A 22541-nucleotide genomic window follows, 5' to 3' on the forward strand; every position below is an offset into this window, starting at 1 on the left:
ATCCTACCATGTTGGGCAAGCCTTGCGGGCGGAAATAGTTCCCTCTCCGCGATCATGCCGCCGTCTTTTCATCCCGAAACCCCCGTTCTTCTTGCTCCTCCGCGCCGCAAAGCCTAAGGCCCGCCGGTCATGCAGTATGTCAGCACGCGCGGGGCCGCACCCCGGATGGGATTTGAGGATGTCACGCTCGCGGGGCTCGCCAGCGACGGGGGGCTTTACGTCCCCGAAAGCTGGCCCGGCTTTTCGCGCGACGAGATCGCGGCGCTCAGGGGGCTGTCCTATGTCGACACCGCCGTCGCCGTCATGCGGCCGTTTGTTGCGGGCGCGCTGACCGACAAAGAACTCAAGAGTCTTTGCGAGACCGCCTATGGCCGCTTCAGCCATGCTGCGGTCGTGCCGCTCAAGCAGCTTGATCATCGCCAGTGGGTGATGGAGTTGTTCCACGGCCCGACTTTGGCGTTCAAGGATGTCGCGCTCCAGCTGCTCGGCCTGCTGTTCGAACGCTTCCTGCGCGATCGCGATACGCATTTGACGATCGTGGGCGCGACCAGCGGCGACACCGGATCGGCGGCGATCGACGCGGTGGCGGGGCGCGCGAAGATCGACATCTTCATGCTGCACCCCAAAGATCGCGTGTCCGACGTGCAGCGCCGGCAGATGACGACGGTGCTGGCGCCCAACGTCCACAATATCGCGATCGAGGGTAGCTTCGACGATGCTCAGGCGTTGGTGAAGGCCATGTTCGCGCATCAGAGCTTCGCCACCCGCTACAATCTCGGCGCGGTCAATTCGATCAACTGGGCGCGGTTGATGGCGCAGGTCGTCTATTATTTCTACGCGGCCGTGCGCCTTGGCGCGCCCGACCGGCCCGTGGCCTTCTCGGTGCCGACCGGCAATTTCGGCGATGTGTTCGCGGGCTATGTCGCATCGAAGATGGGGCTGCCGATCGCCAAGCTGATCGTGGCGACCAACGTCAACGATATCCTCCACCGCGCGCTCTCCGCCGGTGACTATTCGGTCGGCTCGGTCACGCCCACGGCTGCTCCGTCGATGGACATTCAGGTCAGCTCGAATTTCGAACGCCTGCTGTTCGATATGCACGGCCGCGACGGCGCCGCGCTCGCCGCGTCGATGCGTGGGTTCGAGGAAACGAAGAAGCTCGTCATTCCGGCCGCGATGCGCGGTGAGGTCGAAGGCCTGTTCACGAGCGCACGGATCGACGCCGATCGCATGGCGCTCGCGATGCGCTGGGGTCAGGACAAGGCAGGTGAACTGCTCGATCCCCACACCGCGATCGGCTTCGCGGCCGCGCAGGATGCCGATCTTCCCGCCGACGTCCCTGTCGTGACGCTGGCGACCGCTCATCCGGCGAAGTTCCGCGATGCCGTCGAGCGCGCCACGGGCAACCGTCCCGCGCTCCCGAGCCGCGTCGGCAATCTGTTCGAGCGCGAGGAGCGTTACGCGACCCTGCCGGCGACGATCGAGGCGATCGAAGATTATGTGTCGGATCAGGTCGGGGTGGACGCCTAACCTGTCATGTCGGAATCGCTGATCCACCGCCTGCCCAATGGCTTCACCATCGCCGCCGATCCGATGGCGGGGGTGGAGACGGTCGCCATCGGCCTGCATGTCGATTGCGGTGCGCGGCATGAAGATGCACGGACCAACGGCCTCGCGCACCTTTTCGAACATATGGTGTTCAAGGGTGCCGGTGGCCGCAACGCGCGCGAGATCAGCGAAGCGATCGAGAATGTCGGCGGCTATCTGAACGCCTATACGTCGCGCGACCAGACGGTATTCCAGGCGCGGCTGCTGGCCGATGACACGCCGCTCGGCGTCGACCTGATCGCCGATCTGGTCCGCAAGCCGCATTTCGAACCGGGCGATCTCGTCCGCGAAAAGGACGTGGTGCTGCAGGAACTGGGCGAAGCGCGCGACCAGCCCGACGATATCATCAACGATCATTTCCATTCGACCGCGTGGCCGGGCCAGGCGTTCGGCCGCCCCGTGCTGGGCGACGAGGAGACGATCGCCGCCATCGACCGCGACGACCTGTTCGGCTGGACCGAGCGTCATTATCGCCCCGAGGCGATGGTCCTTGCCGCTGCCGGCAAGATCGACTTCGACGCACTGGTGGCGCTTGCTGAAGCGCGCTTTGGCGATATGGAGCAGGCGCCCCGCCCGGTGGCCGATGCCGCAACCTATGAAGGCGGCAGTTTCGTCGAGCGCCGCCGGCTCGAAAGCGCGCACATCCTGTTCGGGCATGAGGGGCTGTCCTATCTCGATCCCGATTATTACGCGCTGATGCTGTTCAGCCAGGCGGCAGGCGAAGGTTCGTCCTCGCGGCTGTTCCAGGCGGTGCGCGAGGAGCGCGGACTGGCTTACTCGGTCGGCAGTTCGGTGTCGGCGTGGCGCGATACCGGCATGATCACCGTCTATCTCGCCACCGCGCGCGCCGAAGCGGCAGGTGCGGTGAACCTGTCGCGATCGATCCTGCACGAAACCGCCGCGACGCTGACGGCGGTCGAGCTGGCGCGCGCCAAGGCGCAGATCAAGGCGACGATCCTGATGGCGCTGGAATCGGTGCAGGGCCGCGCGGACCGGCTGGGTTTCCAGACGCTGGTCCACGGCAAGCCGCTCGATCTGTCGACCATTGTTGCGCGAATCGACGCCTGCACGGTCGATCAGGCCCGCGCCGTCGGCACCCGCATCCTGGCGGGCCGCGAGACGCTGGCGACGGTCGGCCCCGCGCTGAAGGCGGCGGCGTGATTTATATCGTTCCGTTCGTGTCGAGCGAAGTCGAGACACGTTCCTACGCGCCCAGCCAGCGTGTCTCGACTTCGCTCGACACGAACGGGGTTGGGGAGGCTGTGCTGTGGAACTGAAAACCCTCATCACCGAACCCTGGGACGATTACGGACTGATCGACAGCGGGCACGGCCGCAAGCTGGAGCGGTTCGGCCGCTTCCGCTTCATCCGGCCCGAGCCGCAGGCGATGTGGGCGCCCGCCACGTCCGACTGGCAGGCGGATGGCGATTTCATCGCGGCCTCGGACGAGGATGGCGGCGGCAAATGGCATTTGTCGCGCGATGTGCCGCGCGGCGGCTGGCACATGAAGTGGGAAGAGGTGCGCTTCCTCGCGCAGAACACGCCCTTCCGCCATCTCGCCTTCTTCCCTGACATGATGCCGCAATGGGAATGGGCGCGCGAGCGCACGCAGGAGGGCAGCGAGATGCTCAACCTGTTCGGCTATACCGGCGTCGGCACGCTTGCGCTGGCGGGCAAGGGCGGGCGCGTCACCCATGTCGATGCGTCCAAGAAGTCGGTCGAGGCGGGCAAGGCCAATGCTTTCCTGTCCGACATGTCCGATCGCCCGATCCGCTGGATGGTCGACGATGCGGTGAAGTTCGCCGCGCGCGAGGTGCGCCGCGCACGCCGCTATGACGGCATCATCCTCGATCCGCCGAAGTTCGGTCGCGGGCCGGACGGCGAAGTGTGGCGGCTGGAGGAGCATCTCCCCGGCCTGATCCAGCATTGCCGCAACGTGCTCGACAAGAATTCGCGCTTCCTCGTCCTCACCGTCTATGCGGTGCGGATGTCGGCGCTCGCGATCGGCGCTCTGCTCGAACAGATGCTCGGCGATCTGGGCGGTCGTATCGAAGTCGGCGAGATGGCGGTGAGGGAGGAAGCCCGCGGCCTCCTGCTCCCCACCGCGATCTTCGCGCGCTGGGTGAACGATTAAGCCCGACTTCTCCCCTCCCTACGCAGGGAGGGGAGTTTAAAGGGCGCGATTACGCCGCCATCAGTTCCTCGGCATATTCGCGCCACTTCATGATCGGGCCGTCGCCGGCGCAGATCAGCGGGCGTTCGAGGTGCTTCTTGAAGTTCAGCACCTTCATGTCCTGATCGATCTCGGTCATCACGCGCGCGGCGAAGGCCTTGCCGATCTGCTCGTTCATTTCGGGCGATCCGGTGTCGAGCATGAACATGCGGATCCGCATCAGGCTGCGTTCGCGGTCGATCGGGGTGATCGTGTTGTTCTGGCAAAAGCCGTAGCCGGTGCCGAGAACGACATGGCTGACCATGCTCATCCCGCTGAAGTTGAACTGCATGAAGTGGATCGCGGTGCGCTCGCCATCGGGCATCGCCTCGAAATTGACCTCGAGGCCGAAGTCGTGGCGCACGACGTCGGCGATTTCGGGCATGCCGTTGCTGCGGTGAAGCTGCTGGATGTGCGCGGTATCGAAGATGTTCTCGTGCAGGTCACGCAGCGGCACGGTCGTTTCGAAGCTGCGCTCGAACGCCGGCAGCCACACCTTGTCCGAATGCGCTTCGATGACGTTGTACGGCTTGGCTTCGGGCTCGGCGCCGGCATTGTGCCACCACATCAGCACCATGCCGTTCATTTCCATCGTCGGATAGAAACTCAGCTTCGCCTGCGGAGGGACGAACTTGGTATAGGGGATCGAGTTGCACTTGCCGCTCGTCGCGTCGAAGCGCCACTTGTGGAACGGGCAGACGATCTCACCCTGATCGATGCAGCCGTCGGCGCTGGCAAGATGGGCGCCCAAATGCGGGCAATAGGCGTCGGAAACCTTCGCATCGCCATTCTTGTCGCGGAACACGATCAGCTCGCGGTCGAAATAGGATACGGGCAGCAGCGTGTCGGCGCTGATCTCGGCGCTTTCGGCCACGCAATACCAGCCTTTGCCGAAGCCGACCGTATGGTCGCGATGTGACATCGGGATCGGTGGAAGTTCGATTGGGCTCATCTCATTCATCGTGTGTCTCCTCGCCGGAGGCGATCCACGCGCGTACCGGCGCACGGACGGCCAGCCATTTTCTGTTCTGAGCGCTTGCATTTCATAGCGAATTGCACCGCACGTCAATAATTTTCGACGGTGATATGGAAATACCGTCGGTTATCCGAAGCTGTGCTTGATCTTCAGCGTCGGCAGGACGTGGCGGTTGCGTTTCCGGATCTCGAGCTGGCCGGGATCGGGATTGGTCCGATCGGGAAAGAAGAACGTGCGCCGGCGATACGAGGGCGCCTGGGTGACGTTGCCCAAAGTCAGGTTGAGCGTGGTGCGCGCGCTCGGCCGATATTCGACGAAGACGCTCGTGTAAGGGTTGCGCTGGGAGAACCGGTCGAGCTCGTTGCGGCGGAACGTCGTCGAATGGGTGTTGCCCTCGGCATCCAGTCCCCACGCGAACTTGCCCAGATCCTGACGGAAATTGATCTCGAAATAGAAGGCGTCGAAATTGGAAAAGGGCCGCTTCTCCAACGTATAGGGATCGACCACCGACGTCCCGACATAAGAACCGTAGAGCGTCAGCCGCCCACCCTTGATCCCGATCGACTTGAGCGGCGTGTCGACCTTGGCGCGCGCGATCCACTTATCGCCCGATCCCAGATTGCCCGGCGCGTCGAATCCTTCGGGCGTCGGCACGCGATCCTGCACCTTCGACACCTTGTCGTGGCCCAGTTCGATCTTGACGAGGCCGTCGCCCAGGATCGGCCGCTCGATCGTCGCCAGCACCTCCCACGCGCGCTGCGGAACGAGGTTCGCGTTGCCACCGTTGATCTGCTCGGCGGCGAGCGTGGCGCTGCTGATAAAGTCCTCGAACTGCAACTGCGCGACGGTGCGCGACACTGAAAGCTGCGCATGCCAGCCACCGCGCGGGCGCCAGTCGATCGTCGCCTTGGGCTTGGGGAAACGCAGCGTCCGTTCGGCGGTCGCATCGCCGCTCACCGTCAGACGCGACGCTTCGTAAGTGAAGCCCAGATCAGCCCGCAAAGCCTTCGTGATCGGCCGCCCGGCATTGACGAACAATTCGCCGCGCTTCTCCTTCACCACCGCCTGATCGATCGGCAGGTCGATGCGGTTGCGGCCGCCCGCAGGCGTCACGTCGAACAGGCCGACATCACTGTCGAGCTTGTTGATCGCGGCCTCGCCGCCGATCTCGACCGACCAGCCGAGCAGGTTGCCCCTGTTCCACACAAGCCGCGCCAGCGTCTCTTCGCTCACGTCGTCGGTCGTCTGCTGATTGCCGCCCAACGACGCGCCGTTCGCGCGCAGGAACACCGTATCGACATTGTCGCGGTCGCGTCGCGTGGCGAGGCCGACCAGCTTGACCCCGCCGCCCGCAAAGGGCCGGGTCACGTCGCCGCCGATCTCGATCCGCCGCACGTCGTAACGCTGGGTCAGCGCGTCGTTGCGGGCAGGGCCGGTGGCGGGGAACACGTCGTTCCGCTGGTCGAGCTTGAAATTTGCCTGCGCGAGCCGCGCGTTGATGTGCGCGGTGCGGTTCGCACCGCCATCATGGGCCCAACTGCCTGACACGGTGTAGGTCGGCTCGGTGGTGACGTTCACCTTGTCGCGAAACTCGCGCAGCGCGCCGGAGGGCAGGGTGGTGATCCGGTCGAACCCTTCCTCGGTATAGACGCCGTTGGTGAGCGCGCCGGACAGGTTGAAGGTCGATTTGCCGCGCCTCAGCAGCCCCGACAGGCTCGCCTCGGGCGCCAGCCGGCCGCGAAAGTCGCGCCGCACGCTGCCCTCCGCGGTGCCCGCGATCCCGCCTGCATCGCTCAGCACCAGGTTCAGCACCTGTGCCTTGGCGGTATATTCGGACCCGAAGCGTTCGCCCGATCCCACTTCGACCCGCACGACGCGATTGGCCGGGATGCGCGACAGGATCACCTCGACCGTGTCGGACTTCGAACTCGGCCGCTGCCCGTTGATCACGACGTTGCCCGCCGCCTGGCTGAAGCCGCGAATATCCTCGTCGACCTTCTCGATCACGAATCCGGGGACGCGGCGCACGATTTCGAGCGCGTTGGCGGGGGAAAAGGGGGTGAAGAAAGAGGACTGATAGCTGTTCACCGCCGTCTGTGCTGCGGCGGGTGACGCCACGATGATTATCCCGCCAAAAAGCAGGAAATGGAGCGGCTTATGGCGCCGCATCATGCGACCAACAGTGAAATAAAAGGCATGATCGGGAAATAAAGTAAGCCGCGCCAACGAACAGAGCCGTTCGTCGACGGCTCATGCGGTTCATCGACTTGCTTCCGATCGGTTCAGCAACCGTTTTGACATGGTCGTGACCGGGCGACTGAAACATTCTTCGCGCAGAAGCGCCGTGATTACGATGGCGGCTGGAGGCGAAGATGAGGGCAGGCTTGCTCGCTGCACTGGCGATCGTCGGCAGCGCCTATTCGTCACCGATCAGCCCCGGCGTGCAGCGGCTGGCCGAGGCGGCCGTCGCGCCCGAACTGCACCACCGCGCCGACGAGATCAGCGTGCTGACCTACAATGTCGAGGCGTTGCCTTGGCCGATCAATTCCGGCCGAGAACACGATCTTGCCCGCATCGCCGAACGGCTGCGCACGCTGCGCCGATCAGGCGTGGCGCCGCACATCGTCGTCCTGCAGGAAGCCTTCACGCCCGAAGCTCGATCGATCGGGCGGCTGGCGGGCTACCGCTATCAGGCATTCGGCCCTGCTGCCGAGGATGCGCGTGGTGACGTGCCGCTGCCCGCCGCCTTCGTCGCCAACCGCAGCTGGTATCTGGGCGAACGCAGCGATCCGGTGCTGTCGAGCGGCCTCGCCATCTTCTCGGACTATCCGATCCTTGCGACCCGCTCCGCGCCGTTCACCGCGTGCGCCGGGTTCGATTGCGGCGCGAACAAGGGCGTGCTGGTCGCGACCATTGCGGCGCCCGGCGTCGCGGAACCGATCGAGGTGGCGACCACCCACCTCAATTGCCGCAAAAGCTCGATGACTTCGCCTCAGCGCAACCTCACCGCCTATCGCGCGCAGCTCGATGCGGTCGATCGGCTGATGGGCGGCACGAAGCGGGTTCGCCTGTTTGCGGGTGATTTCAACGTCCATTCGATCGGCCGGCTGGAGGCGCTTCAGGCGCATGGCCGCCGCTGGAACATGACACCCGCGACCGCGATGGGCGTGGTGCGCAAGCCGGCCATGTTCTGCGGGCAGGGCAAGGGCGCGTGCGGGATGGATCTGCCGATCGCGTCGAACCTGCCCCTCGCTCACGCGACCGACTGGCAGTTCTTCGCGGGCTCCGCCGCCACCGACATCCGCCCCGTCCGCCGCCTGCCCCTGTTCGGGCGTGAGGCGGACGGCACGATGTTGTCCGATCATATCGGCTACAGCGTGGTCTATCGGGTCAGCCGCCGGAGCTAGTGCGCCCGGTTGCGCGCCGAGACGATCCAGCCGGCGCCGTCGATCAGCACCCGATTGTCGACCAGCTTGCGCGTGAACGCGGCGTGGACCGCCGCCGCGGCCTTTACCACCACCAGATCGGCCTGACCCGCCAGCGCACGGCGCAGCGGCCCCACCGCGAACGCGCGGTCGAGCGCGTCGTCGACCGCCTCCGCGCCCGTCGCGCCTTCACCGAAGACGACCGAGTGGTCGATCGGCTCGATTTCGACGGCGTCAAAGCCGGCGTCGCGCAGGATGTCGCGCACGCGATCCGGATCGCCGAACGAGAAGGGGCCGGGCGCGGTGGGCGATGCCGCAGGAGCGGATGGCACGATTCCCTCGATCGCTCGGAGCGGCAGCGTCGCCCAGTCATTCTCGCCCGCGCCGCGCCAGCAGGCGAAGGCGAGCCGGCCGCCGGGCTTCAGGCCGCTGCGCATATGCGCGAAGGCTGCGACCGGATCGTCGAAGAACATCACCCCGAAGCGCGAAAACAGGCAGTCGAACCCCGCGACCGGAAGCGTCATGGTGCTGGCATCCGCAATCCTGAATTCGGCCTGCGGCATCGTGTCCCGCACCCGTTCGCACGCCCGGCGGATCAGCGGCTCGGAAATGTCGATCCCCAGCGCGCGGCCGGATGGCCCCGTTTCCCCGGCGATCGCCAATGTGCTTTCGCCGGCGCCGCAGCCGATGTCGAGGACGTGATCGCCGCTGCGGATCGCCGCCTTGGTCAGCGCGGCGAGGCCATAGGGTTCGAGCATCCGATCGAGTTGTTCCTGATGCGCGACCCAGCATGCGCCGCTATCGCCGTTCCAGTCGATCACCTGCTGCGCGTTCGCGTTCATGCTCCGGTCTCCTTCCATATCTGATGGGCATCACAATATACTATTGCGAGGCATTATCAATAATAGACTGGTGGGATGAGGACCGAAACTTGTCGCTGGCGGCACGCCATGCCATAGGCGCCCGCCCCTGTTCAGGAGACGATCGTGTCCAGCGTCCTCGGCCTCGATTTCGGCACCACCAACACCGTCGCGGCGATGGCCGACGGCGCGGGCGGCGCACAGCTGATCGAGTTTGCTGGTGAGGAGGCGACGGGCGCGATCTTTCGCTCGGCACTCTGCTTCTGGGAGGAGGAGCGCGGCTGGAACGGAATCGCGCATGAGGCGGGGCCGTGGGCGATCGCCGAATATCTCCAATCCCCGCTCGACAGCCGCTTTGTCCAGTCGTTCAAGACGGTCGCGGCCAGCGTGGCGTTTGAACGCGCCCTGATCTTTGGAAAGCCCTTCCGGTTCGAGGATATGGGCCGCCTGTTCCTGCAGAAACTGGTGGCGCATGCCGGTGGCCAGCTCGACGATCGGCCGCAGCGGATCATCATCGGCCGCCCGGTCGAATATGCCGGCGGCCGCCCCGATCCCGCACTGGCGCGCCAACGCTACGATCTGATGTTCGACAATTTCGGGGTCGAGCTTCACTATGTCTATGAGCCGCTGGGCGCGGCTTACTCCTACGCCTCGCGCCTCACCGAGCCTGCGACGATCCTGGTCGCCGATTTCGGCGGCGGCACCACCGATTTCTCGATCGTGCGCGTGGCCGAACCGGGCGCCCCGCGCCGCTGCGTGCCGCTCGCCTCATCGGGCATCGGCATTGCGGGGGATCGCTTCGATCGCCGCATCGTCGAACATCTGGTGCTGCCGATGCTGGGCAAGGGTGGCAGCTACCGGTCGTTCGGCAAGCTGCTCGAGATCCCCGGCGGCTATTTCAACGATTTCGCCGATTGGTCGCGCCTCGCGATGATGCGCAATCGGCGCACGATGGACGAGTTGCGCCGGCTGCAGCGCGACGCCGTCGATCCCGAGCCGATCGGCCGGATGATCGCGCTGATCGAGCATGAGCAGGGCTTCCCCCTCTACGATGCGGTCGGCCGCCTCAAGCGCGCCTTGTCGGGGGAGGAGGCGGCAAGCTTCCACTTCGTCGGCGACGATATCGAGATCGGGGCCGACGTCCGTCGCACCGATTTCGAAGCCTGGATCGTCGACGATCTGCGCCGCATCGAGGCGGCGATGGAAGCGGGGCTGGAGCGCGCAGGTGTGTCGGCGGACGCGATTGACCGCGTGTTCCTGACCGGCGGCTCCTCGCTCATCCCCGCGATCCGCGCTTTGTTCGATCGCCGCTTCGGCTCCGATCGCATCGCGACGGGCGGCGAACTCACCTCGATCGCGCACGGCCTTGCGCTGATCGGCGGCGAGCCGGACCTGACCGAGTGGACGGCCTGATCAGCGTTCGCTGACGTTCACGCGCCAATCGCCGCGCGCCTGCCAGCCGCGCCGTTCCAGTTCGGGCGTGTCCGACGGCGCGACCGGATAGCCGATGCACAGCAGGGCGACGAAGCTCCATTGCGCCGGAACCTCGATCAGTGCCGCGACGAAGGCGGGATCGACGATCGAGACCCAGCCCAATCCGATCCCCTCATTCTGCGCTGCCAACCAGAGCGTGTGGATCGCCAGAACCGTGGAATATCGCAGCGCCTCGGGCATCGTTGCGCGGCCGAGGCCGTGCCCCTGCGGTGGTTCCTCGTCGCAGAACACCGCAACGATCTCAGGGGCCTCGCGCAGTCCGTGCAGCTTGAGCGAAGCGTAGAGCGCGGCGCGTTCGCTCTCGCCATAGGCCGCGCCTGCCTCACGCGCGCGCTCGTCGACATGCGCAGCCAGCGTCTCGCGCAGCTTCGCGGTCTTTACCCGCACGAAGCGCCACGGCTGCGCATTGCCCACCGACGGCGCCAGTTGCGCGAGTTCGAACAGTCGTTCGATCACGGCCGCGTCGATTGCGCGCGTATCGAAATGGCGGACATCGCGCCGCCAGCTCAGCAGCGTCTCGAGATCGTCGGTGGTCAGAACTCCACCCCGGCCTGCGCCTTCACGCCCTGTTCGCGGAACGGGTGCTTCACCAGGGTCATCTCGGTCACGAGGTCGGCGATCTCGACCACCGCGTCGGGCGCGTTGCGGCCGGTGACGATGACGTGGGTCATCTCGGGCTTCGCCTTCAGCACCTCCACCACTTCGTCGACCGGCAGATAGTCATAACGCAGGACGATGTTCAGCTCGTCGGCCAGCACCATGTCGTAGCTCGGATCGAGGATCATGCGCTTCACCTCGTCCCACGCCTCGCGCGCCACCGCGATGTCGCGGGCGCGGTCCTGCGTGTCCCAGGTGAAGCCTTCGCCCATCGGCTTGAATTCGATCTGGTTCGGGAAGGCATCGAACACCGCCTTCTCACCCGTCGCCATCGCGCCCTTCACGAACTGGACGACGCCCACCTTCTTGCCGTGCCCGATCGCGCGGACGACCATGCCCAGCGCGGCGGTGGTCTTGCCCTTGCCCTTGCCGGTGTGGACGATCAGCAGGCCTTTCTCGATCGTCTTGGTCGCGACCATCTTGTCGTGCGCGGCCTGCAGCTTCTTCATCTTTTCGGTATGCTGTTCCTCGGTGCGCTCGGCCATCGTCACTCTCCTGCAAGTTCGGCGAGCAGCAGGCCCGCACTGTTCGATTTCGGCTTCCAAAGCCCGCGCTGCAGCGCCTCGGCGAGCCGGGCCGCCGTTTCGCGCAAGGCGGCCGGGTTGGCCTCAGCCATGAAGGCGCGCACGGCCTCATCCTCGATGAAGGCGGCGTGGACCGCGTCGAAATGATGATCGCGCACGGCATGCGTGGTCGCGGCAAAGGCGAACAGATAGTCGACCGATGCCGCAATCTCGAACGCGCCCTTGTAACCGTGGCGCATCACGCCCGCGATCCACTTGGGGTTGGTCACGCGCGCGCGGACGACGCGGCCGATCTCGTCCTCCAGCGTGCGGACGACCGGGCGTTCGGGGCGGCTGTGATCGTTGTGATAGGCGCGGGGACGCTTGCCCGACAGATGCTCGACGGCCGAAGCGATCCCGCCTTCGAACTGGTAATAATCGTCGCTGTCGAGCAGGTCGTGCTCGCGATTGTCCTGGTTCTGGACGACGGCATCGGCCGATGCGAGCCGCGCGGTGAACAGATCGCGCTCGGCATCGCCCTCCACACCCGCGCCATAGGCATAGCTGCCCCAGTCGAGATAGACGTTCGCCAGATCGGCGCGGTCGTGCCAGATCTTCTCGTCGATCATCGCCTGCAGTCCCGCACCATAAGCGCCGGGCTTGGAGCCGAACACCCGAAAGCCCGCGCGCAGGGCCGCTGCCTTGGCATCGCTGCCATGATCGATCAGCCGCGCGGTCTCGGCGCGGTGGCGCGCGGCGGCGGGATTGTCGTCGACGGGTTCGTCCAGCGCCATCACCGCGCGCGCCGCGCTGTCGATCAGGTCGATCTGTTCGGGAAAGGCATCGCGGAAGAAGCCCGATACGCGAAAGGTCACGTCGACACGCGGGCGGCGCAGTTCGGCGAGGGGCATCACTTCGAACCCCGTTACCCGGCCCGATGTCCAGTCCCACGTCGGCCGCACCCCCATCAGCGCCAGCGCTTGCGCGATGTCGTCCCCGCCGGTCCGCATGTTCGCGGTGCCCCACGCGCTGAGCGCCATCGCCTTTGGCCAATCGCCCTCGCGCTGGAAATAATCGTCGACCAGCAATTGCGCCGATCGCTGCCCCAGATCCCAGGCGGTGGCGGTGGGGACCGAGCGGGTGTCGACCGAGTAGAAATTGCGCCCGGTCGGCAGCACGTCGGGGCGGCCACGCGTCGGCGCGCCGGACGGGCCGGGGGTGACGAAGCGCCCGTCGAGACCCGCGAGGAGTGCGGCCTGCTCGGCCGTGCCGCAGGCGTCGACGCGGGGGGCGAGGTCGGTCGCGATCGATTGGAGGACGGCCACCGTCCTCTCCCCCACATCGTCACTTCGGAGGGAGGAGACGAGGTTCGTCGCCAAAATCTCCAGCCGCTCAATCGTATCCCCAACGGTGCGCCACGGATCGCTCGCCACGGCAGCCAGCACGTCAGGCCGAGGCCCGCTCCACGCATCCCCCATCACGCAATCGAGCGGATCGAAGCCCAGCCCCAGATCGTCCGCCATCGCGCGTAGCAGCGAAGCCTGCCCCGGTACGTCATATCCGCGCGGGGTGCGCGACAAAGCGATCAGCAGGTCGGTACGCAGCCGGCCATCGGGCGATTGCGTGAAGATGTGCAGCCCGTCGCGGATCTGCATTTCCTTCAGCTCGCACAGATAGTTGTCGATCGCCGACAGCGCATCCTCGCCATTGCCGCTCGCGCCCGCATCGGTGTCCAGCCCTTGCGACCGCGCCAGATCGAGGATCTCGCCCTTCAGGTGGTTCAACCGGCGCGGGTCCATTCCCGCCGCCAGATAATATTCGTCGACCAGCGCCTCCAAAGCCTTGAGCGGGCCATAGCTTTCGGCGCGGGTCAGCGGCGGGGTCAGATGATCGATGATGACCGCGCCGATCCGCCGCTTCGCCTGCGTGCCTTCGCCCGGATCGTTGACGATGAACGGGTAGAGTTGCGGCACCGGCCCCGCGCAGATTTCGGGGAAGCAGGTTTCGGACAGCGCCAGCGCCTTGCCGGGCAACCACTCCAGATTGCCGTGCTTGCCGACATGGACGACGGCATGCGCCCCGAAATGCCGGTTCATCCAGATGTGGAACGCCAGATAGGCGTGCGGCGGGACGAGCGCGGGATCGTGGTAGCTCGTCTTGGGATCGATGTTGTAACCGCGCGCCGGCTGCACCGCGACCGCGACCTTGCCGAAGCGGTGCACCGCCAGATGGAAAGCCCCATCGCGCACGAACGGATCGGCCGCCGCATCGCCCCAGCGTTCGTCCACCGCCACGCGCACCCCGGCCGGCATCGCATCGAAGGCGGCGCGATAGTCGGCCAGCGACAGCCGCACCTCGGTCGGCCGATCGCGCGAGTCCGCCGCGTTGGTCACGCCCGCCAGCATGATCGCCATGAGCGCCGCGCCATCGGTCGGCGCGTTGCCGACATCGTATCCCGCATCGCCCAGTGCCTTCAGGATCGCGGCGGCGCTGGCGGGCGTGTCGAGGCCCACGCCATTGCCGATCCGCCCGTCGCGATTGGGATAATTGGCCAGCACCAGCGCGACGTTGCGATCGGCCTTCGCCGTCACGCGCAGCCGCGCCCAGTGCGCCGCGAGATCGGCAACGAACGCCACCCGATCGGGCGCAACCTTGGGCACCACGATCCCGCATTCGGTCGCCGCGTCGAAGCGTTCGGCGGCCTTGAACGCCACCGCGCGGGTGAAGAGACGCCCGTCGACCTCGGGCAGCGCGACGTTCATCGCCAGATCGCGCGGACCCAGGCCACGCGGGCTGTCGCGCCAGTCGCCCTCGATCGCGCCCGCGAACACGGTTTGAAGGATCGGGCAGTCGGCCTGTTCCAATACGCTCGCGACCCGGCTTTCGCCCGGCGAGGATGCGGCGAACGACGTCGCATTCAGGATCACGTCAGGCGCGACTTCGCCGATCACCCCGCGCAGCAGATCGATCGCGAACGGTTCGCGCAGCGCGCGGACATGGACCGCGACGACGTTCAGCCCTTGCCCCTCCAGCGCCGCCACCAGCGCATCGACCGCGTCGAGCGTCCCCGCGATCATCAGCGCGCGATAGAAGCAGAGCAAAGCGGTCGGCCGCCCCGCCACCCAGCGCGCCCGCACGTCGGCGATCGACGGCCGATCGACCCCGCGCACATAGAGGCCCGCATCGGCGATCGGCACCGGATCGTCGGGCGTGCCGATCTCGCGGCCGATCAGCCGCGCGGCGTGGCGCAGGAAATTGGCGGCGTTGGCGACGCCGCCCTGCCGCAGATAATCGCGCAAACGCTCGACCATCTCGGGCGCAACGGTGCAGGCGAGATCGAGCGTCGGATCGGCCTCGCGCCCGTCGGCGATCGCGGCGAAGGCGATCCCCTCCTCGCGCGCCACCCGCGCAATCTCGTCGATCCCGTAGGGCCAGTACGCCTTGCCGCCGAGCAGGACGACGCACACGAACTTCGCCCGCGCGATCACCTTCTCGACATAGAGGTCGACCGAATAGGGGTGCTTTAATTGGAGCAGATTGGCGAGGCGCACGCGTGGCGCGCCATCGCCCAAGGTTGCCACCGCCTGCGCGAAGCAGGCGAGTTCGCTGTCCGCCACCGTCAGGAACACGATGTCGCCCGGCGACTGATCGAGGTCGATCGCCTCGTCGCCGTTCGATACCGTCCCCGGGGTGGCGGCCAGCAGATGCATCAGGCGATCACGGTGCCCAGTTCGGCCTCGATCGCCGCCCGATCGAGGCCCTTCTGGCCGATGACGACCAGGCTGGTGCGGCGCGCTTCGTCGCCCTTCCACGCGCGATCATAGAAATGCTGGATGCGCGGGCCGACCGCCTGGATGACGAGCCGGCTCGGCTTGCCCGCTACCGCGACCATACCCTTGATGCGCAGCACGTCGTGGGTAGCGATCACCTCCCCCATCCGCGCGAGCAATGCATCGAGATCGGGGACTTCGCCGCCGGTCTGCACGAAGCTGTCGAAGTCGTCATGGTCATGCTCCTCGCCATCGTCGATGTGCGAGCGGCGCGAGTCCAGATCGTCCTCGGCGGCGGCGGTGATGCCCAGCAAGGCGGCGATGTCGACCGCGCCATGATCGGCGCGGATGATCTTCACGCCGGGGCGGGTCTCCGCGTCGACCTGCTTTTCGACCGCTTTCAGCGCATCGGGCGAAACCAGATCGGTCTTGTTCAACACCACCATGTCGGCGCAGGCGAGCTGTTCCTCGAACAATTCTTCCAGCGGGCTGTCATGATCCAGCGTCGGATCGGCCGCACGCGCCGCAGCCAGCGCCGCCTCGTCGGTCGCGAAACGCCCGGCCGCCACCGCATCGGCATCGATCAGCGCGACCACGCCGTCCACGGTCGCCCGCGTGCGGATGTCGGGCCACTGGAATGCCTTCACCAGTGGCTTGGGCAGCGCCAGGCCCGATGTCTCGATGATGATATGTTCGGGTGGGTTCGGCCGATCGAGCAGTTTCATCATCGTCGGCAGGAAATCGTCGGCGACGGTGCAGCAGATGCAGCCATTGGCCAGTTCGACGATATCGTCCTCGGGACATGCTTCGTCGTTGCAGCCCTTCACCAGCTCGGCATCGACGCCGACGTCGCCGAATTCGTTGATGATGAGCGCGAGGCGGCGCCCTTTGGCGTTCTGCAGCAGATGGCGGATCAGGGTGGTCTTGCCGGCCCCCAGGAATCCGGTGATGACGGTCGCGGGAATCTTGCTCATCGATCGCTCCTTCCGGCGTCGGACGACAAGGCAGGGGGCTGGGCCTTTCGGCATGACGCGCCTGTCGGCCGGACGCCTGAAGCGACCGACACGCACGTCCCATGCGGCCCCCGCCGCTTGCACGTCGCTCAGCCGGACAAGCCGTGCCGTGGCCATCCCCTGGGCCAGAGCAAGAGCGACCAGACGCCGGCAGGTCTCCTGGCTCGCGGGTCGTCACCCGATGCACGCCTTCCCAGACTTGTCGGTCCAGTGGCTGCCGGTCATGAAAGACCGGCCTGTGCATCGCGCTCGCCGCTTACAGTTGCAGGGACAGCCGCGGATTTGGATGCCAGGCATCCGCACCGCATTCCCATTCAATCCCCTTGCGGGGAACCGACGCGATCGAACGGGGCTTTAGGAAGGATCGGCCGCCCCCGCAAGCGGCAGGAAGGGCGTGACCACGTCGGCGCCGATCCGCGCCAGCCGGCCCGTCTCGCGATCGAGCATCCCCCATTGCGACGTCGTGGCGACCAGCAGCTTGCCCGCCGCGTCGGTGAAGCGCGCCATGCGGGTGCAGCGCAGCCCCTGCGGCAGGCTGTCGATCCACGTTTCGACAATGATCTCCGCGCCCACGCCCACATTGGCGCGATAGTCGATCTCATGCTTCAGCACGATGCCGACCAGCCGGTCGCGATCCTCATCGCGCGCGGCGGCATACCAGTGGGCGGCCGCGATATCCTGCAGCCACAGCAGCCACACCGCATTGTTCACATGGCCCATCTCGTCGATATGCTGCGGCTCGACGCGGAAGGTCGCGCGGAAGCGTCGGTCGGGCGCGATTCCGCCTGCGATCGGCGTCCCGTCGGGCCGGAACCCCAGTCGCCGAGTTGAAAAATCCCAATCCATCGTCAAAGACCCTGTCATGCGGCCATTCAACGCCGCGAAAGGTCCGATCCGCTATCAGATCGGCACATCATGGGCGATTTGTGATTTCCTGGTTCCGCTTGCCAAAAGCTGACGCGCCGACCCCCGATCCTAATGGGGGCGACGAAACGGCCGCGCCGACCGCCCCGTGGCAGCAAAGGCTGCGCGATGGCCTGCGCGGTCTGCCGTGGTGGCGGATCGGCAAGTGGACCGGCATCGCCTTTGCCGGTCTGTTCGTCTTCGCGATCCTGTGGGCCTGCTGGATCGCCCCGCCGTGGGGCAATATGCAGCCGCCACGCAAGCCGAGCTTCCTGTATCTGAGCAGCGACGGAACCCCGATCGCGCGGCGCGGAACCCGCGAGGCGCCGGTCGACGCCGCAACTCTGCCGGTGCAGGTGAAGGGCGCCTTCATCGCGATCGAGGACCGCCGCTTCGCCAGCCATATGGGCGTCGATCCGCGCGGGCTGATCCGCGCCTTCTGGCGCAACATGCGCGCGGGCGGCGTGGTGCAGGGCGGATCGACGATCACGCAGCAGCTCGCCAAGACCGACTTCCTCACCTCGGACCGCAAGATCGGCCGCAAGCTGCAGGAATTCGTCCTCGCGCTCTGGCTCGATGCGTGGCTCAGCAAGGACGAGATCCTGTCTCGCTACCTTTCGTCGATCTACTTCGGCGACGGCGCTTATGGCCTGCGCGCCGCCGCGCATCACTATTTCCGCAAGGAGCCGGAGAAGCTGAACGCGGCGCAGGCGGCGATGCTCGCGGGGATGGTGAAGGCGCCTAGCCGCCTCAACCCCGTCGGCAATCTCGATGGCGCGCAGGCGCGATCGAAGCTGGTGCTGGCGGCGATGGCGGAGGAGGGGATGATCACCCCGGAGGAGCTCGCCCGCACCCGGCCCGCTCGCCCCAATGTCGCGACCGACGAACTGCCCGCCGGCACCTATTTCGTCGATTGGGTCGCCCCGCAGATCGAGGATCGCGCGAATGAGGGCGAGGGGCAGATTACCGTCCGCACCACGCTCGACCGCGATCTCCAGAAAGCCGCCGTCAGATCGCTGACCTCGATCCTGTCGCGCTGGGGCGATGGCGTTCATGCGACGCAGGCGGCGCTGGTCGCGATGACGCCCGATGGCCGGGTGGTCGCGATGATCGGCGGGCGCAGCTACCGCGCCAGCCCGTTCAACCGCGCGACCCAGGCGAAGCGTCAGCCGGGATCGGCGTTCAAGCTTGCCGTCTATCTGACGGCGATGGAGCGCGGCTATTCGCCCGACTCGATGGTCGACAACAGCCGGCTGACGATCGACGGCTGGGAACCGCACAATTACGGCAATCGCTACGGCGGACCGATCACGATGCGCAGTGCCTTTGCGCAATCGAGCAACGTCGCGGCGGTGCGCGTGGCCGAGATGGTCGGGCGCAGCAACGTCGCCGATGCCGCGCGTCGGCTGGGCATCGGCTCCGAACTCGCGTCGGGTCCGTCGATGGCGCTGGGTGTGTCGGGCACAACCCTGATCGAGCTGACCGCCGCTTATGCGGCGATCGCGGGCGGCCGTTACCCGGTCGCCGCCAGCGGGCTCGCCGAAAGCCGCCAGGCCCAGGTCGCGCAGTTCGATCCCGTCACGCGCGAGAAGGTGCTCGATCTGTTGTGGAGCGCGACCAACCAGGGCACCGGCCGCGCCGCCGCCCTCGGTATCCCCACGTTCGGCAAGACCGGCACCACCCAGAATCACCGCGACGCCGTCTATGTCGGTTTCGCGGGCGGCCTTGTGACGGGCATATGGGTCGGCAATGACGACAATTCGGCGATGCGTGGCGTGACCGGCGGACAATTGCCGGCGGAAATCTGGCGCAGCTTCATGAGCAACGCGCATCTGCGAGAGGCCGACCTTCAGGTCCCTGAACGTCTGCGCGTCGCGATCGAGCAACGTCAGGAGGCGATGCGCCTCGCCGCCGAACAACGCGCGCTCGAGGCGCTCGAGGCTCTGGAGGACGAGCAGCGTTCGCCCTTCGAACGCTTCATCGAAGGGCTGCTTCCCCGCTTCCTGGGGGGTGGAGACCGTGACGAGCCGCGCGATGAACGCGAACGCCCGCGCGAGGACGATCCCTTCAACGGCGAGTAAAACGAAAGCGGCGGCGCAGGGTCTTCGCCCGCGCTGCCGCTTCTGTTCCTTCCGGCTGGGCCGGGCAGCCCGTTAGAACTGCACCGCCAGCGGATCGGCCGCAATCTTGGGCGGCGCGAACTTGGTCAATTCGATCCCGGCGACGGCATTCTTATATTCCTCGGCGCTCGGCGTACGGCCGAGGATGGTCGACAGCACCACGACCGGGGTCGATGCGAGCAGCGATTCACCCTTCTTCTCGTTCGTGTCCTCGACGACGCGGCCCTGGAACAGCCGGGTCGAGGTGGCGAGGACGGTGTCGCCTTTCGCGGCCTTCTCCTGATTGCCCATGCACAGGTTGCAGCCCGGCCGCTCGAGATAGAGGATGTTCTCATATTCGGTGCGGGTCGCGGTCTTCGGCTTGTCGTCGTCGAACACGAAGCCCGAATATTTCTGCAGGACGTCCCAGTCGCCTTCGGCCTTGAGCTCGTCGATGATGTTGTAGGTCGGCGGGGCGACGACCAGGGGTGCCTTGAACTCGACCTTGCCCGTCGTCTGCTCGATATTCTTGAGCATCTGGGCCAGGATCTTCATGTCGCCCTTGTGCACCATGCACGATCCGATGAAGCCCAGATCGACCTTCTTCGTGCCGCCATAATAAGAGACCGGGCGGATCGTGTCGTGGGTGTACCGCTTCGAAACGTCCGCATTGTACACGTCCGGATCGGCGATCATCGGTTCGTCGATCTGATCGAGATCGACGACGACCTCGGCGAAGTAGGTCGCGTTGCTGTCTGGCGTGAGCGCCGGCTTGTCGCCCATCCGGATCTCGGAGATGCGGGTGTCGGCCTTGGCGATCAGGTTCGCCAGCGTGCCCGCGGCATTGTCCATGCCCTTGTCGATCATGATCTGGATGCGCGCCTTGGCGATCTCCAGCGAACCGATCAGCGTTTCGTCATCCGAAATGCAGATCGACGCCTTGGCCTTCATCTCGGCCGTCCAGTCGGTGAAGGTGAACGCCTGATCGGCCAGCAGCGTGCCGATATGAACTTCGATGATCCGGCCCTGGAAGACGTTTTCGCCGCCGCACTGTTGCAGCATCTGCGCCTGGGTCGCGTGGACGACGTCGCGGAAGTCCATGTGCGACTGCATCTTGCCCTTGAAGGTGACCTTCACCGACTGCGGGATCGGCATGGTCGCCTCGCCGGTGGCCAGCGCCAGCGCGACGGTGCCCGAATCCGCGCCGAACGCCACGCCCTTCGACATGCGGGTGTGGCTGTCGCCGCCGATGATGATCGCCCAGTCGTCCACGGTGATGTCGTTCAGCACCTTGTGGATCACGTCCGTCATCGAATGATAGACGCCCTTGGGGTCGCGCGCGGTGATCAGGCCGAAATTGTTCATGAAGGACATGAGTTTCGGGATGTTGGCCTGCGCCTTTTTGTCCCACACCGACGCGGTGTGGCAGCCCGACTGATAGGCGCCGTCGACCAGCGGCGAGATGACGGTTGCCGCCATCGCCTCAAGCTCCTGCGCGGTCATCAGCCCGGTCGTGTCCTGCGACCCGACGATGTTCACCTTGACGCGCACGTCCGAACCCGCGTGCAGCACCTTGCCCGGGGTCACGCCCACGGCGTTGCGGTTGAAGATCTTCTCGACCGCGGTCAGGCCGACGCCCTCGACCGTGATCTCCTTGTTCGGCGCATAGACCGGGGTTGGCTCGATGCCGAGCGTCCGCGCGGCGAAGGTCTGGAGTTTCTTGCCGAAGACGATGGCATAGGAGCTGCCCGCCTTCATGAACTCCATCTTCTGCGGGGTGAAGGCCGAAGCGACGTCGACCAACTCGACGCCGTTCTCGTCGGTGAGCTTCTTGTTCTTGACGTCGATCTTCAGAACCGTGCCGGTCTCGACCGAGAACTTCTCTTCCAGCACCGGATTGCCGTCATTGTTGAGGATCGGCTTGCCGTCCGGGCCGGTCATCTTGGCCCAGTTCTTCAGGTTGATGCCGATACCGCCGGTCACGTCGACGGTGGTACCGAAGATCGGCGAGATGCCGTTGGTGCCCGCGACGACCGGTGCGTAATTGACGAAGGGAACATAGGGGCTGGACTGCTTCCCGGTCCACAGCGCCACATTGTTCACGCCCGACATGCGCGACGATCCGACGCCCATCGTGCCCTTTTCGGCGATCATCATCACGCGCTTGTCGGGATGCTGCTTCTTGAGCGCCACGATCGCCTGCTGGCCTTCGGGCGAGATCATGCACTGGCCGTGCAGTTCGCGGTCCGAACGCGAATGCGCCTGGTTACCCGGCGACAGAAGATCGGTCGAGATATCACCTTCGCCGGCGATGAACGTCACGACCTTGATCTCGTCCTCGACATCGGGAAGCTTGGTGAAGAATTCGGCCTTCGCATAGCTTTCGAGAACGTCGGTCGCGACCGCGTTGCCCGCATTATGGGCTTCGCTCAGGCGGTGCATGTCGGCGTCGTAGAGGAAGACCTGGGTCTTGAGCACTTCGGCTGCCTGTGCGGCCAGCGCGGGGGCGTCGCCCAGCGTGATGTCGAGCAGCACGCCGATCGAGGCGCCACCCTTCATGTGCGACAGCAGTTCTAGCGCGAAGGCGGGCGTGATCTCGGGCACCGTGATTTCGCCGAGGATGACCTGCTTCAGGAACCCCGCCTTGACGGCCGCGGCGCTCGTCGTGCCGGGCAGCGTGTTGTAGATAAGGAAGTTGAGCGCACCGGCGCGATGCTCGCTGCCGGTATCCTTGATGAGCGCGATCATTTCATAGACGAGGCCGCCATCATCGATCGGCTTGGGCGCGAGACCCTGCGTCTTTCTGGTTTCGATTTCGGCCAAATAATCGAGATATGCGCTCATCGTTTTCCCAACCCCTGAAGTGCACGGAGCAGCAGCGCCAACAACCAGCCTTGTCAACCGGCCCCCGGGCTGAATGGCGCCCGCGTACGCCAAGCGGGACAGACTGGCAAGGTACCGCATCGCGGCAAAAATGGCACCTGCGATCGGAAAAGGGAGCCCGATAGTCGGCAGTTACTT

15 protein-coding genes and 1 riboswitch are annotated in these 22541 nt (G+C 65.9%); of the genes, 6 read left to right on the plus strand and 9 right to left on the minus strand.

Annotated features, from left to right (window positions below):
• Positions 1–129 precede the first annotated feature (129 nt).
• From thrC to FYJ91_RS09455, 3 genes are all read left to right on the plus strand, one after another.
• Entirely contained in the window at positions 130–1530 is a 1401-nt protein-coding gene (gene thrC, locus FYJ91_RS09445; RefSeq protein ID WP_149521995.1) for a threonine synthase, read from the plus strand.
• Between the two features lie 6 nt (positions 1531–1536).
• Positions 1537–2769, plus strand: a complete 1233-nt coding sequence (locus tag FYJ91_RS09450; RefSeq protein ID WP_149521996.1) for a M16 family metallopeptidase — start codon at positions 1537–1539, stop codon at positions 2767–2769.
• 106 nt (positions 2770–2875) lie between these two features.
• Positions 2876–3742: a class I SAM-dependent methyltransferase gene (locus tag FYJ91_RS09455; RefSeq protein WP_149521997.1), complete on the plus strand. Its 867-nt coding sequence runs from the start codon at positions 2876–2878 to the stop codon at positions 3740–3742.
• Between the two features lie 49 nt (positions 3743–3791).
• On the opposite strand, the gene FYJ91_RS09460 is transcribed toward FYJ91_RS09455, so the two are convergent.
• Together FYJ91_RS09460 and FYJ91_RS09465 are read right to left on the minus strand one after the other, a co-directional pair.
• Complete coding sequence (locus FYJ91_RS09460) at positions 3792–4781, minus strand: Rieske 2Fe-2S domain-containing protein (protein ID WP_181008421.1); 990 nt, start codon at positions 4779–4781, stop codon at positions 3792–3794.
• Between the two features lie 141 nt (positions 4782–4922).
• On the minus strand, positions 4923–6914 hold the full coding sequence (locus FYJ91_RS09465; RefSeq protein ID WP_149521999.1) for a TonB-dependent receptor: 1992 nt from the start codon (positions 6912–6914) through the stop codon (positions 4923–4925).
• Between the two features lie 254 nt (positions 6915–7168).
• Here FYJ91_RS09465 and FYJ91_RS09470 point away from each other — a divergent pair, with 254 nt between their 5' ends.
• Complete coding sequence (locus FYJ91_RS09470; RefSeq protein ID WP_149522000.1) at positions 7169–8203, plus strand: endonuclease/exonuclease/phosphatase family protein; 1035 nt, start codon at positions 7169–7171, stop codon at positions 8201–8203.
• On the opposite strand, the gene FYJ91_RS09475 is transcribed toward FYJ91_RS09470, so the two are convergent.
• On the minus strand, positions 8200–9063 hold the full coding sequence (locus FYJ91_RS09475; RefSeq protein ID WP_149522001.1) for a class I SAM-dependent methyltransferase: 864 nt from the start codon (positions 9061–9063) through the stop codon (positions 8200–8202). The two genes, FYJ91_RS09470 and FYJ91_RS09475, sit on opposite strands and share 4 nt — an antisense overlap.
• Positions 9064–9258: 195 nt before the next feature.
• Here FYJ91_RS09475 and FYJ91_RS09480 point away from each other — a divergent pair, with 195 nt between their 5' ends.
• Positions 9259–10494: an Hsp70 family protein gene (locus FYJ91_RS09480; RefSeq protein WP_149522341.1), complete on the plus strand. Its 1236-nt coding sequence runs from the start codon at positions 9259–9261 to the stop codon at positions 10492–10494.
• Here FYJ91_RS09480 and bluB read toward each other — a convergent pair whose 3' ends face one another.
• The 5 genes from bluB to FYJ91_RS09505 all read right to left on the minus strand — a co-directional run bounded on the left by bluB (position 10495) and on the right by FYJ91_RS09505 (position 17382).
• On the minus strand, positions 10495–11088 hold the full coding sequence (gene bluB / locus FYJ91_RS09485) for a 5,6-dimethylbenzimidazole synthase (RefSeq protein WP_149522002.1): 594 nt from the start codon (positions 11086–11088) through the stop codon (positions 10495–10497).
• Positions 11089–11108: 20 nt separating this feature from the next.
• Positions 11109–11717 (minus strand): cob(I)yrinic acid a,c-diamide adenosyltransferase, encoded by a 609-nt coding sequence (gene cobO, locus FYJ91_RS09490; protein WP_149522003.1) that lies wholly within the window; start codon positions 11715–11717, stop codon positions 11109–11111.
• A 2-nt stretch (positions 11718–11719) separates the two neighbouring features.
• Positions 11720–15445 (minus strand): cobaltochelatase subunit CobN, encoded by a 3726-nt coding sequence (gene cobN, locus FYJ91_RS09495; RefSeq protein WP_149522004.1) that lies wholly within the window; start codon positions 15443–15445, stop codon positions 11720–11722.
• Entirely contained in the window at positions 15445–16479 is a 1035-nt protein-coding gene (gene cobW, locus FYJ91_RS09500; RefSeq protein ID WP_149522005.1) for a cobalamin biosynthesis protein CobW, read from the minus strand. Before cobW ends, cobN begins: the two co-directional genes overlap by 1 nt.
• Before the next feature lie 171 nt (positions 16480–16650).
• A riboswitch (cobalamin riboswitch) is annotated at positions 16651–16869 on the minus strand.
• 3 nt (positions 16870–16872) lie between these two features.
• Positions 16873–17382 carry an acyl-CoA thioesterase gene (locus FYJ91_RS09505; protein WP_246152545.1) on the minus strand — a complete coding sequence of 170 codons (510 nt, stop codon included), beginning with the start codon at positions 17380–17382 and terminating at the stop codon, positions 16873–16875.
• Between the two features lie 80 nt (positions 17383–17462).
• On the opposite strand from FYJ91_RS09505, the gene FYJ91_RS09510 reads away from it, so the two are divergent.
• Positions 17463–19502, plus strand: coding sequence for a transglycosylase domain-containing protein (locus FYJ91_RS09510; protein WP_149522006.1), 2040 nt, complete (start codon positions 17463–17465; stop codon positions 19500–19502).
• Positions 19503–19574: 72 nt separating this feature from the next.
• Here the strand turns inward: FYJ91_RS09510 and FYJ91_RS09515 are convergent, their stop codons facing one another.
• A complete protein-coding gene (locus FYJ91_RS09515; RefSeq protein ID WP_149522007.1) occupies positions 19575–22364 on the minus strand; it encodes a bifunctional aconitate hydratase 2/2-methylisocitrate dehydratase in 2790 nt (929 codons plus the stop codon).
• Between the last annotated feature and the right edge of the window lie 177 nt (positions 22365–22541).

It is taken from the genome of Sphingomonas montanisoli (assembly GCF_008274695.1).
GTDB classification, from domain to species: domain Bacteria; phylum Pseudomonadota; class Alphaproteobacteria; order Sphingomonadales; family Sphingomonadaceae; genus Rhizorhabdus; species Rhizorhabdus montanisoli.